General features: G+C 67.3%; 14 protein-coding genes. All 14 read left to right on the top strand.

The window, feature by feature from the left end; all coding sequences use genetic code 11:
* Positions 1-33: 33 nt before the first annotated feature.
* The 14 genes from K6T84_RS05295 (at position 34) to nuoD (ending at position 12,619) form a co-directional block, all read left to right on the top strand.
* Positions 34-1,242 (top strand): acyl-CoA dehydrogenase family protein, encoded by a 1,209-nt coding sequence (locus K6T84_RS05295; protein WP_224861646.1) that lies wholly within the window; start codon positions 34-36, stop codon positions 1,240-1,242.
* Between the two features lie 148 nt (positions 1,243-1,390).
* Positions 1,391-2,485, top strand: a complete 1,095-nt coding sequence (locus tag K6T84_RS05290; RefSeq protein WP_224861648.1) for a homogentisate 1,2-dioxygenase — start codon at positions 1,391-1,393, stop codon at positions 2,483-2,485.
* Complete coding sequence (locus tag K6T84_RS05285; protein ID WP_224861650.1) at positions 2,482-3,660, top strand: alpha/beta hydrolase; 1,179 nt, start codon at positions 2,482-2,484, stop codon at positions 3,658-3,660. Before K6T84_RS05290 ends, K6T84_RS05285 begins: the two co-directional genes overlap by 4 nt.
* Positions 3,657-4,862 carry a CaiB/BaiF CoA transferase family protein gene (locus tag K6T84_RS05280; RefSeq protein WP_224861652.1) on the top strand — a complete coding sequence of 402 codons (1,206 nt, stop codon included), beginning with the start codon at positions 3,657-3,659 and terminating at the stop codon, positions 4,860-4,862. The genes K6T84_RS05285 and K6T84_RS05280 overlap by 4 nt, the downstream gene beginning before the upstream one ends.
* Complete coding sequence (locus K6T84_RS05275; RefSeq protein ID WP_224861654.1) at positions 4,862-5,764, top strand: hydroxymethylglutaryl-CoA lyase; 903 nt, start codon at positions 4,862-4,864, stop codon at positions 5,762-5,764. Before K6T84_RS05280 ends, K6T84_RS05275 begins: the two co-directional genes overlap by 1 nt.
* 7 nt (positions 5,765-5,771) lie before the next feature.
* The gene (locus K6T84_RS05270; RefSeq protein ID WP_225400402.1) at positions 5,772-6,410 is read left to right on the top strand and encodes a TetR/AcrR family transcriptional regulator; all 639 of its coding nucleotides are present in this window, start codon (positions 5,772-5,774) and stop codon (positions 6,408-6,410) included.
* 10 nt (positions 6,411-6,420) lie between these two features.
* The gene (locus K6T84_RS05265; RefSeq protein ID WP_224861658.1) at positions 6,421-7,662 is read left to right on the top strand and encodes an acyl-CoA dehydrogenase family protein; all 1,242 of its coding nucleotides are present in this window, start codon (positions 6,421-6,423) and stop codon (positions 7,660-7,662) included.
* Entirely contained in the window at positions 7,659-8,639 is a 981-nt protein-coding gene (locus K6T84_RS05260) for a phosphotransferase family protein (RefSeq protein WP_225396712.1), read from the top strand. The genes K6T84_RS05265 and K6T84_RS05260 overlap by 4 nt, the downstream gene beginning before the upstream one ends.
* The gene (locus tag K6T84_RS05255) at positions 8,636-8,968 is read left to right on the top strand and encodes a DUF6285 domain-containing protein (RefSeq protein ID WP_224861661.1); all 333 of its coding nucleotides are present in this window, start codon (positions 8,636-8,638) and stop codon (positions 8,966-8,968) included. The genes K6T84_RS05260 and K6T84_RS05255 overlap by 4 nt, the downstream gene beginning before the upstream one ends.
* A gap of 136 nt (positions 8,969-9,104) precedes the next feature.
* Positions 9,105-9,500, top strand: a complete 396-nt coding sequence (locus tag K6T84_RS05250) for an Rv3143 family two-component system response regulator (RefSeq protein WP_225400403.1) — start codon at positions 9,105-9,107, stop codon at positions 9,498-9,500.
* 161 nt (positions 9,501-9,661) lie between these two features.
* On the top strand, positions 9,662-10,039 hold the full coding sequence (locus K6T84_RS05245; protein WP_225400404.1) for an NADH-quinone oxidoreductase subunit A: 378 nt from the start codon (positions 9,662-9,664) through the stop codon (positions 10,037-10,039).
* A 17-nt stretch (positions 10,040-10,056) separates the two neighbouring features.
* Entirely contained in the window at positions 10,057-10,611 is a 555-nt protein-coding gene (locus tag K6T84_RS05240) for a NuoB/complex I 20 kDa subunit family protein (protein ID WP_224861667.1), read from the top strand.
* Complete coding sequence (locus tag K6T84_RS05235; protein WP_224861669.1) at positions 10,608-11,306, top strand: NADH-quinone oxidoreductase subunit C; 699 nt, start codon at positions 10,608-10,610, stop codon at positions 11,304-11,306. The genes K6T84_RS05240 and K6T84_RS05235 overlap by 4 nt, the downstream gene beginning before the upstream one ends.
* A complete protein-coding gene (gene nuoD / locus K6T84_RS05230; RefSeq protein WP_225400405.1) occupies positions 11,306-12,619 on the top strand; it encodes an NADH dehydrogenase (quinone) subunit D in 1,314 nt (437 codons plus the stop codon). The genes K6T84_RS05235 and nuoD overlap by 1 nt, the downstream gene beginning before the upstream one ends.
* Positions 12,620-12,621: the final 2 nt, after the last annotated feature.

Here is a 12,621-nt window from a genome sequence, read left to right as displayed (position 1 = left end):
CCTCTCCCCGAATACCCAGACGAAAGATCTGTCATGGCAATCAATCTGGAACTCCCCAAGAAGCTGCAGAGCGTCATCGAGATGACCCACGCCGGTGCCGCCGAGATCCTGCGCCCCATCTCACGCAAATACGACCAGCGCGAACACGCCTACCCGGTCGAACTGGACACGCTCGAGACCCTGTTCGACGGCGTCTCCAAGGCGGGCGGCAGCGACCTGGCCGGCGCGGAGGCATTCCGCGACACCGCCGCCGCGGCGGGCAACCGCAACGGCGCCAACATGGCGGCGATGCTGCAGGTGCTCGAAATGAGCTGGGGCGACGTCGCTTTGATGCTCTCGATCCCCTATCAGGGACTGGGCAACGCGGCCATCTCCGGCGTGGCCACCGACGAGCAGCTCGAGCGGCTGGGCAAGGTGTGGGCGGCAATGGCCATCACCGAGCCGAGCTTCGGCTCCGACTCGGCCGCCGTGACCACCACCGCCACCCTCGACGGCGACGAGTACGTGATCAACGGCGAGAAGATCTTCGTCACCGCCGGATCGCGGTGCACCCATATCGTGGTGTGGGCCAGCCTGGACCGCTCGCTGGGACGCGCGGCCATCAAGTCGTTCATCGTGCCGCGTGAGCACCCCGGCGTCATCGTCGAGCGCCTGGAGCACAAGCTCGGCATCAAGGCCTCCGATACCGCGGTGATCCGGTTCGACAACGCCCGCATCCCCAAGGGCAACCTGCTGGGCAGCCCGGAGATCAACACCGAGAAGAGCTTCTCGGGGGTGATGGAGACCTTCGACAGCACCCGGCCGATCGTCGCCGCCATGGCGGTCGGAATCGCCCGCGCCGCACTCGAAGAGCTGCGCAAGGTGCTCGTCGACGCCGGGATCGAGATCTCCTACGACAAGCCGGCACACGCCCAGAGCGCACCGGCCGCAGAGTTCCTGCGGATGGAGGCCGACTGGGAGTCGGCGAATCTGCTGACGCTGCGTTCGGCGTGGCAGGCCGACAACTCCATCCCCAACTCCAAGGAAGCCTCGATGGGCAAGGCCAAGGCCGCCCGGATGGCCACCGACGTCACCCTCAAGACCGTCGAGTTGACCGGCACGCTGGGCTATTCCGAGCAGACCCTGCTGGAGAAGTGGGGCCGCGACTCGAAGATCCTGGACATCTTCGAGGGCACCCAGCAGATCCAGCTACTGGTGGTGGCCCGCCGGCTGCTGGGCCTGAGCTCCGCCGAGCTGAAGTAGCCTTCCCCGCGAGCGTGCAGAAGGGTCCGGCAAACCCGCAGGTGGGCCCGGACCTTGGTGCACGCTCGGCGCGAGTGAACCCTTGCGTCGGCCCGGCACAAAAAGTAAAATCAGTTTCACTTTTTGTGTCGAGCCTTGGGAGTCGCCGATGGAATCCTTCGTCCACCTGCGCAAAGGCACCACCCCTCGCCGCCTGCACGCCGACCTCGACGGCCTCAAGGACGACGAGCTGGGCCGCGGCGGCTTCACCGGACGCACCGCCAACCTGTACCGGCTGGGCGACCCGACCGCGTACCGGGCCGAGGGCCCGCTGCGGCCGATCGACGTGCTGTCGACTCAACTCGAGCCGGCCGACGCCACCGACCCGGCGGGGCACCCGCTGCGGTTGTTCCACAACGACGACTGCCGCATCTCGCTGTCCCGGCGCTCGGCGGAGATGCCGTATCACGTGCGCTACGTCGACGGTGATCTGTTGTTCTTCGTGCACACCGGATCCGGGCACTTGGAGACCGAGTTCGGGCCGCTGGACTACCGCGAGGGTGACTGGGTGTACCTGCCCAAGGCCACCACCTGGCGGCAGGTACCCGCGGCCGAGACGACGCTGCTGCTGATCGAGGCCACCGACGAGTTCCGGGTACCGCCACCGGGCCCGCTCGGGCGACACTTCCCATTCGATCCGTCGCAGGCGGTCATTCCCGAACCGGCCCCCATCGACGACGACGGTCGCGAGGAGTACGAGGTCCGGCTGATCCACGACGGTGGACCGACAACGCTGTACTACCAACACAATCCGATCGACGTGGCGGGCTGGCGCGGCGACAACTTCGCGTTCAGCTTCAACATCGCCGACTACAACGTCGTCACCTCCGACAGCGTGCACCTGCCCCCGACCGTGCACCTGTTCATGCAGGCCACCGGCGTGTATGTGATGAACTTCCTGCCCAAGCCCGCCGAAGGGGTGCCGGGCACCGAACGCACCCCCTGGTATCACCGCAACGTCGACTACGACGAGATCGCCTTCTTCCACGGCGGATCGCTCTATGGGATCCCGATGCCGCCGGGCCTGATCAGCCATGCACCCCAAGGTGTGCACCACGGCGCCCCGGAGGCCGCCCGCGAACGCGCCCGCCGCAAGTTCGACGACTATCCCCGAGTGGACTGGCAGGTGATCGCGATCGACACCCGCCGTCGCCTGGCTCCATCACCGGAAGTTCTCGCCAAAGACCTGGGACAGCACGCATGAAACACGACTACGAACGCATCCCCTATCTGATTGCCTACCAGAATGATTCGGGGGTCCGCGATGTCTACGGCGGGGTGGCCGAGCTGGTGGTGCTGGAGAGCTATCTGTTGCGCCCCAAGGACACCCCCAGCGACACCGTGCTGGTGTTCATGCACCCGATCGGCGGAGGCGCCTACCTGCCGATGGTCAATGCCCTGGCGCGCGCCGGACACCATGTCATCTACTGCAACAGCCGCTTTCGGGGCACCGACTCCGCGCTGCTGATGGAGAAGGTGGTCCAAGACCTCGGCGAGTGCATCAAAGACGCCAAGAACCGGCTCGGCTATACCAAGGTGGTGCTGGCCGGCTGGAGCGGCGGCGGCTCACTGTCGCTGTTCTACCAGCAGCAGGCACAGCACCCGACCGTGACGGCCAGCCCGTCCGGCGACGGCCCCGACCTGACCAAGCTCGGGCTGATCCCCGCCGACGGGGTCATGCTGCTGGCCGCCCACATCAGCCGGCACGGCACCATGACCGAATGGCTGGATGCCTCCATCCTCGACGAGACCGACCCGACCAAGCGTGACCCGGAGCTGGATCTCTACGACCCGGCCAACCCCAACCAGCCGCCCTATACCGCCGAGTTCCTGGACCGCTACCGGGACGCTCAGATCAACCGCAATCGACGGATCACCGAGTGGGTCAAAGAGAAACTGGCCGAGCTGAAGGCTGCCGGGCGTCCCGATGATGAGTTCGCGTTCGTGGTGCACGGCACCATGGCCGACCCGCGCTGGCTGGATCCGGCCGTCGACCCCAACGACCGCGTACCGGGTACCTGCTATCTGGGCGATCCGCAGGTGGTGAACATGAGCCCGGTCGGCCTGGCCCGGTTCTGCACGTTGCGCAGCTGGCTGTCGCAGTGGAGTTACGACGACGCCAACGGCGACGGGCTGGACTGCGGTGCCGACATCGCAGTGCCCACCCTGGTGATCGGCAACACGGCCGACGACGCCTGCACCCCCAGCCACACCCGGCGGCTCTTCGAGGCGATCGGCACCGGCGACAAGGAGATGCACGAAATCGCCGGGGCCAACCACTACTACGCCGGTGTCGACCAGCGCGGGGCGCTGCGACAGGCCGTCGGCACCGTCACCGATTGGCTGACCCGACATGACTTCGTAAGCTCAACCCTGTGACTGCGACGGGCGCACTGGACGGAATCCGGGTCGTCGAACTCGGCACCCTGATCTCCGGGCCGTTCGCCGGGCGCCTGCTCGGCGACATGGGCGCCGAGGTCATCAAGATCGAGCTGCCCGGCAAGCCGGACCCGTTGCGTACCTGGGGGCAGGCCGAACTCGACGGACACCACTTCTTCTGGACCGTGCACGCCCGCAACAAAAAAGCCGTCACGCTGGATCTGCGCAGCGAGCAGGGCCGCGAGCTGTTCCTCGAGCTCGTCGAGCACTGCAACATCGTCATCGAGAACTTCCGCCCCGGCACCCTGGAGCGTTGGGGATTGGGCTTCGACGTGCTGCGCCAACGCAACAAGGGCATCATCCTGGTGCGGGTCTCCGGCTACGGGCAGACCGGTCCGGACGCCGGCAAGGCGGGCTACGCCTCCGTCGCCGAGGCCGCCAGCGGACTGCGGCACATGAACGGCTTTCCCGGCGGGCCACCGCCGCGGCTGGCACTGTCACTCGGTGACAGCCTGGCCGGCATGTTCGCCGCGCAGGGCGCGCTGGCAGCGCTGTACCGCCGCACCGTCACCGGCGAGGGCCAAGTCGTCGACGTGGCGCTGACCGAATCGTGTTTGGCCATCCAGGAATCCACCGTCCCCGACTACGACGTCGGCGGCGTGGTGCGCGGGCCGTCCGGCACCCGCCTGGAGGGCATCGCCCCGTCGAACATCTATCAGTCCGCCGACGGCAGTTGGGTGGTGATCGCCGCCAATCAGGACAGCGTGTTCGCCCGGCTGTGCAACGCGATGGACTCCCCCGAGCTGGCAACCGACCCCCGGTTCGCCGATCACGGTGCGCGCGGCCGTAACCAGGACGTGCTGGACGACATCATCGGCGCGTGGGCCGCCCAGCGGGCGCCCGAGGACATCATCGCGACGCTCAGTGCGGCCGGGGTCATCTCCGGGCCGATCAACACCGTCGCCGACGTCGTCAAGGACCCGCAGCTGCGGGCCCGCGGCATGCTCGCCGAGCACTGGGACGAAGGCGCCGGGCGGAAAGTGTTGGGGCCGGGTGTCATTCCAGTGCTCTCCGAGACACCCGGCACCATCCGCAACGCTGGGTCGGCGCGGCCCGGTCAACACAACGCCGAGATCTACGGCGGGCTGCTGGGCAAGACCGACGCCGAACTCGAAGCCCTGCGTAGCGAGGGAGTGCTGTGATGACGCTGCCCGGCAAGGTCGCGATCCGCGAGGTCGCACTGCGCGACGGCCTGCAGATCGAGGAGCCGATCCCGTTGAGCGCCAAGCTGGAACTGCTGGCCGCGATAGCCGCCACCGGCGTCCGCGAGGTCGAGGTGACGTCCTTCGTGTCGCCGACCAAGGTTCCCGCACTCGCCGACGCCGCGGAGCTCGCCGCCGAACTGTGGCGCTACCCCGACACCGAGTTCTCCGCGCTGGTCGCCAGCCCGGGCGGGGCGGCTCGCGCGGTGGCCGCCGGGCTGACCTCGATCGAGTACGTGGTGTGCGCCTCGGATGCGTTCAGCACCGCCAACGTCGGCCGCTCGAGCGCGGAGGCCACCGCGGCGATCGCCGACATCGCCGGCATCGCCCACGACGCCGGCGCGACTGTCGAGGTGATCATCGCCACCGCGTGGGACTGCCCCTTCGACGGGCCGACTGCCCCGCGGCGTGTCAGCGACATCGCAGCCAAGGCAACAGAATTCGGAGTCGACCGGCTGGCCATCGCCGACACCATCGGCACCACCACCCCGCGACGGGTCACCGAACTGATCGCGGCGGTCCGGCCGATCATCGGCGGGATACCGCTGGGCGCGCACTTCCACAACACCCGCGGCGCCGGGCTGGCCAGCGCGTACGCCGCGGTCAGCGCCGGCATCACGCGGCTGGACTCGTCTGCGGGCGGCCTCGGGGGCTGTCCGTTCGCACCCGGAGCCACCGGCAACATCGCCACCGAGGATCTGGTCTACCTGCTGCACGATTGTGGTGTCGAGACCGGGATCGACCTGCAGGCCGCGATCGGGGCGGCACAGGTGGCCGGTTCCGTCGTCGGGCACGGCCTGCCCAGCGCGCTGCTGGCCGCCGGGGACCGGAAGCGGGACTGAGCCGGAGATGGCCGGCCAGCGGGAGCTCAGTACGAAGGGCCGCCAGACTCGCGGCGCGATCGAACAGGCTGCCCGGAAACTCTTCGCCGAGCGCGGCTTTCACGGCACCACCCTGGCCGACATCACCTCGGCGGCCGGCAAGTCGACGGCGGTGCTCTACCGATACTTCACCGACAAGGAGGACCTGCTGGCCGCGCTGGCCGAGTCGTTCCTGACCGACGTGGTGGAGCCGTCGGGCCTGAAGATGCGGCTACCGGACTCTCCCCCGCAAGCGGGAGGTACCCCCACGGGCGACACCGAGTTCTTCACCTCGGTGGTCAGCGCCTACTGGTCGATGTTCAAGCAGAACATCGGCGTCATGATCGCCGTGGCCCAACTGGCCTCCACCAACGCGCGATTCTCCGCGCTGCAGAACGAGTTCCGCCGCTTCGGCATGGACATCGTCGCCGCCTCGGTGCGGCACGCCCAGCAGCACGGCCACGGCCTCGACCTCGATCCCGACCACACCGCGGCGGCCATCGCCCTGCTGTTCGAGAACTTCACCGTCGTCTTCGTCGGCCCATCCGGTCCGGGATGGCGAATCAGCGACAGCGACGCAATAGCGACGCTGGCGACGATCTGGCGAAAAACCCTGTACGGCAACTGAAGGAGACGCAATGGACTTCACCCTGCCCGCCCACCTGCCGGACGTGCTCGCCGAGATGGACGCCTTCATCGAACGCGAGATCGCTCCGCTGCAGGCCGAGAACATGCAGTACTTCGACCATCGCCGCGAATTCGCCCGTACCGACATCGAGCAGGACGGCATCCCGCGCCGGGAGTGGGAGGACCTGCTCGCCGAGATGCGCCGCCGGGCCGACGCCGCGGGATGGCTGCGCTACGGGCTGCCGTCGTCGCTGGGCGGCCGCGACGGCACCAACATCGACATGGCCGTGATCCGGGAACATCTGGCGCACAAGGGACTCGGCCTACACAACGACCTGCAGGACGAGTCGTCGATCGTCGGGAACTTTCCGCAGGTCATCATGATGGAGCGATTCGGCACCGACGAGCAGCGCCGCGAGTTCTCCCAGGCCATGATCACCGGCGAGCGGTCCATGGCGTTCGGCCTCACCGAGCCGGCGCACGGTTCGGACGCCACCTGGCTGGAGACCCGCGCCGAGCCCGACGGTGACGGCTGGGTGATCAACGGCGCCAAGCGATTCAACACCGGAGTGCATCGGGCCACCCACGACCTGGTGTTCGCCCGCACCTCCGGAGAGGCCGGCGCCGCGACCGGCATCACCGCATTCCTGGTACCCACCGACACGCCCGGCTTCACCGTCCCGTTCTACTGGTGGACGTTCAACATGCCCACCGATCACGGCGAGGTCGAGCTCGACGACGTCCGGGTACCGGCCGCGGCGGTGCTCGGCGAGGTCGACCACGGCCTGGAGGTCGCCCAGACCTTCTTGCACGAGAACCGCATTCGTCAGGCCGCTTCCAGCCTGGGTGCCGCGCAGTACTGCATCGACCGGGCGGCCGAATACGCCGTACAACGCCGGGTGTTCGGCAAGCCACTGTCGATCAACCAGGCCGTCCAATGGCCGCTGGCCGAGCTGCAGACCGAAGCACAGATGGTGCGACTGCTGGTGTACTACGCAGCATGGCATCTGGACCGTGATCACCACCTGGAGGTCTCCGACAAGGTGTCGATGGCCAACTACCGCGCCAACCGGTTGGTGTGCAACGCCGCCGACCAGGCGATCCAGACCTTCGGCGGGCTCGGCTACACCCGGCACCAGCAGTTCGAGCACATCTATCGTCACCACCGCCGGTACCGGATCACCGAAGGAGCCGAGGAGATTCAGATCCGCCGGGTCGCGCAGCGGCTGTTCGGGTTCGACCGCCGACGATGACTTCTGACGAGTTGGCCGACAAGCTGGCCACGGTACTGGCACCGGAACTCGGCCCGGTCACCGTCGAGGGACTGCGCACCCTGACCGGCGGCGCCAGCAGAACCACCTGGGCCTTTGACGCCGTTGCCGCCGGCGATGCGCCGCAACGCCATGCGCTGATCCTGCGCACCGGACCACCCGATGAGATCCACGCCGGCATGGAGCTCGAAGCGGATGCCCAACGCGCCGCGCAGCGGGCGGGAGCCCCGGTGCCGACAGTTCTCATCGCCGACGATTCCACGGCGGCGCTGGGCAATCCGTTCCTGATCTGCGACGAGATCGCCGGCGAGACGGTGGTCCGCCGTATCGAGCGCCAGCTCGACGACACCGGCCGCGCATATCTTCTGGATCAGTGCGCCCGGGCGCTGGCGGCCATTCATCGGGCCGACCCGGCTGGCGTCGCACTGAGCTCTGAGGACCAGTTGTCGGCCTGCCGTGCGCAGCTGGATTCGATGCACGACACAACGGCCGTCTTCGAGTGGGCGTTTCGGTGGCTGGAGAGCAGACGACCTTCGCCTGCGCCCGCACAGCTGGTGCACGGTGACTTCCGGATGGGCAACCTGATCGTCAACGGGTCGACGCTGGCCGCGGTGCTGGACTGGGAGCTGGTGCACCTCGGCGACTCGTGTGAGGACCTGGCCTGGTTCTGCCTTCGGGCTTGGCGGTTCGGCGCTCCGCCGGAACGCGCCGCAGGCGGTCTGGGCGACATCGGCGGTTTCCTGGCCGCCTACGCCGACGCCGCCGGAACCACCGTCGATGAGGACCGTTTCGCCTGGTGGCTGGTGTTGGGCACGCTTCGCTGGGGCATCATCTGCCGCTACCAGGCGGAACGACATCTGAGCGGGCAGAGCCGATCGGTGGAATTGGCGACCATCGGCCGTCGGGTCAGCGAAACCGAGTGGGACCTGCTGCGACTGCTCGATCAGGTGCCGGCATGATCGGCCGTCGCCCCACCGCCGCCGAACTGGTTACCGCGGTCGCCGAGTTCCTCGACAGCGCATTTGCCGGCGGCGACGCCGGCACGCAGGGCCAGGTCAGGTTCCACGCCCGAGTGGCCGCCAACGCTTTGCGCATCGTCGAACGCGAACTGTCCGACACGTCCTCGGATGCGCCAGCACTGGCCGCACTGGGCTTCACCGACGAGGCCGCGCTGGCGGCGGCCATCCGGGCCGGTGACCTCGACGACCGTGCCGAGGCGCTCACCGACTGCCTCTACACCCTGGTCCGGCACCGGTTGTCAATAGATCATCCGGGGTACGACCAATAAGTGGCTGCGCGCCAATCACTTCGACGGCACTGTCCAAACCCGCTGATTTCCCTCGTCGCCGGATCTCTTGCTCGCGGAACTACACCGCTCGCCGAATCCGCCGAATCGCCACGACTCGCGCAGTAGCATCGGCCCCGTGTCTGACTCCACCGCCAAGCTGCGGATTCTTGTCTACAGTGACGACGCTTCGACCCGCGCGAAGGTGACGGCCGCGCTGGGCAAACAGCTGCATCCCGACCTTCCGGAGCTCAGCTATGTCGAGGTGGCCACCGAGCCGGTGGTGATCCGGCAGATGGATGCCGGCGGCATCGACCTGGCGGTGCTCGACGGCGAGGCCACCCCGGCCGGCGGTATGGGTGTGTGCAAACAGCTCAAGGACGAGATCACCCCCTGCCCGCCGATCGTGGTGCTCACCGGCCGCGCCGACGACGCCTGGCTGGCCCGGTGGTCGCATGCCGACGCCGCCGTGGCCCACCCGGTGGACCCCATGGCGCTCAGCCGCGCGGTCCTGGGTCTGCTGCGCACGGGTTAGGGCACCCTCAGGCGCGAAATCCCCTGTCGCCGTTGACCGGTGCGGGTGATGCCCGTCACAGTTGTCGGCAATTTCGGATTCTTCGCAACCGCCTGGTTGCCGCGGACTAGGCTGTGCGTGAACTCACATCGACGCCCCGGAAGGGAACAACGTCACAGCGCATGAACCTGTACCTGCCGATCCTCGCGCTCGCGGCACTCGCCGCCGGTTTTGCCGTATTTTCCGTGGTCGCAGGGGCGCTTGCCGGCCCGTCGCGCTACAACCGGTCGAAGCTGGAAGCCTACGAGTGCGGTATCGAGCCCACCGACCAACCGGTCAGCGGTCCGCATGCACCGCCCGGGCAGCGTTTCCCGGTGAAGTACTACCTGACCGCGATGCTGTTCATCGTCTTCGATATCGAGATCGTCTTTCTCTACCCCTGGGCCGTCGCCTTCGACGGGCTCGGGGTGTTCGCCCTGATTGAAATGGTGCTGTTCGCCGTCGTCGTCTTCGTCGCGTACGCGTACGTGTGGAGGCGCGGCGGCCTTAGTTGGGATTGAGTGGGCGGGGCTTTGCGATGGGACTAGAAGAACAACTGCCGAGCGGGCTCCTGCTGTCCACGGTGGAGGACCTGGCCGGGTACTTCCGCAAGGGATCACTGTGGCCGGCGACGTTCGGCCTGGCGTGTTGCGCCATCGAGATGATGTCGTCGATGGCGCCCGACTACGACATCTCCCGGTTCGGCATGGAGGTGTTCCGCGCCTCGCCGCGGCAGGCCGACCTGATGATCGTGGCCGGGCGGGTGAGCCAGAAGATGGCGCCGGTGCTGCGGCAGATCTACGACCAGATGGTGGAGCCCAAGTGGGTGCTGGCCATGGGCGTGTGCGCCTCCTCGGGCGGGATGTTTAACAACTACGCCATCGTGCAGGGGGTGGACCATGTCGTCCCGGTCGACATCTATCTGCCCGGGTGTCCGCCCCGGCCGGAGATGCTGATGTACGCAATCCTCAAGCTGCACGAGAAGATTCGCCAGATGCCGCTGGGAGCCAACCGGGAACAGGTGATCACCGAGACCGAGCAGGCGGCATTGTCGGCACCGTCCACCTGGCAGATGAAGGGGTTGCTGCGGTGAGCGAGGACACCACCGGTGACGGCCCGGACACCTCTGCCGACGTGATCAAGGTTCGCCACGGCCTGTTCGGTGCGGCCGGCAGCGGTGACACCTCCGGCTACGGACGCCTGGTGACCGAGACCGCGCTGCCCGCCGAGACACCGCGCCCCTACGGTGGCTACTTCGACGAACTGGTCGACACCCTGGCCGCGCGACTGCAGGCCGATGGTGTCGAATTCGCCGACGCCGTAGAGAAAGTCGTGGTTTATCGCGGCGAGTTGACGCTCCACATCCACCGGGCGCAGCTGCCGACGGTGGCCCGACTGCTGCGCGACGACCCGGACCTGCGTTTCGAACTCAGCCTCGGGGTCAGCGGAGTGCACTACCCCGGTGACACCGACCGTGAGCTGCACGCGGTGTATCCGCTGCGGTCCATCACCCACAACCGCAAGGTGCGCCTGGAAGTCACTGCCCCGGACGCGGATCCGCACATTCCTTCGCTGTTCGGGATCTATCCCACCTGCGACTGGCACGAACGGGAGACCTACGACTTCTTCGGGCTCGTCTTCGACGGCCATCCGTCGCTGACCCGCATCGAGATGCCCGACGACTGGCATGGCCACCCACAGCGCAAGGACTACCCGCTGGGCGGTATCCCGGTCGAGTACAAGGGCGCGCAGATTCCGCCGCCGGACCAGCGGAGGGCCTACAAGTAATGAGCACCGATACGCCCCGCACCGTGCTGAACGTCGGCGGGCAGGAATGGGACCAGGTGGTCGAAGCGGCCAAGGCCGCCGACCCGGGTGAACGCATCGTGGTCAACATGGGGCCCCAGCACCCGTCGACGCACGGCGTGCTGCGCCTGATTCTCGAACTCGACGGCGAGACGGTGACCGAAGCCCGTTGCGGCATAGGCTATCTGCACACCGGCATCGAGAAGAATCTGGAGAGCCGGTACTGGACCCAGGGCGTCACGTTCGTGACCCGGATGGATTACCTGTCACCGTTCTTCAGCGAGGTCGCCTACTGCCTCGGGGTGGAGAAGCTCCTCGACATCACCGACGACATTCCGGAGCGGGTCAGCGTGATCCGGGTGCTGATGATGGAACTCAACCGGATCTCCTCGCACCTGGTGGCACTGGCCACCGGCGGCATGGAACTCGGTGCGCTGTCGGTGATGTTGTTCGGCTTCCGGGAACGTGAGCTGGTACTCGACATCTTCGAGGCGATCACCGGGCTGCGGATGAACCATCAGTACATCCGGCCCGGCGGGGTGTCGGTGGATCTGCCCGACGAGGCGATCCCCATGATTCGCGACTTCCTCAAGCTGATGCCCAAGCGGCTCAAGGACATCGAGGACCTACTCACCGAGAACTACATCTGGAAGTCCCGCACCAAGGGCGTGGGCTATCTGGATCTGACCGGGTGCATGGCGCTGGGCATCACCGGTCCGGTACTGCGGTCCACCGGCCTGCCCTATGACGTGCGCCGCGCGGAACCGTACTGCGGCTACCAGGACTACGAATTCGATGTGATCACCGACGATGGCTGTGATGCTTACGGCCGCTATCTGATTCGCATCGCAGAGATCAAGGAGTCCCTGAAAATCGTCGAACAATGTGCAGACAGGTTGGTCAAGTCGCACGGCCAGCCGGTCATGGTCGCCGACCGCAAGATCGCCTGGCCGGCCGACCTGACTATCGGCCCGGACGGGCAGGGTAACTCCAAGGAGCACATCGGCTGGATCATGGGCCACTCGATGGAAGGCCTGATCCACCACTTCAAGCGGGTCACCGAGGATCTGTGGGTACCGCCGGGGCAGGTGTTCGTCTCGGTCGAGTCGCCACGCGGCGAGCTGGGGGTGCACATGGTCTCAGACGGCGGAACCCGGCCCTACCGGGTGCACTACCGGGATCCGTCGTTCACCAACCTGCAGGCGGTCGCCGCGATGAGCGAAGGCGGGCTGGTCGCCGACGTGATCGCCGCGGTCGCCAGTCTCGACCCGGTGATGGGCGGGGTGGACCGGTGAGC

The organism is Mycobacterium zoologicum, assembly GCF_020181635.2.
Classification (GTDB): domain Bacteria; phylum Actinomycetota; class Actinomycetes; order Mycobacteriales; family Mycobacteriaceae; genus Mycobacterium; species Mycobacterium zoologicum.
This window is presented reverse-complemented; position numbering and strand designations above follow the sequence as displayed.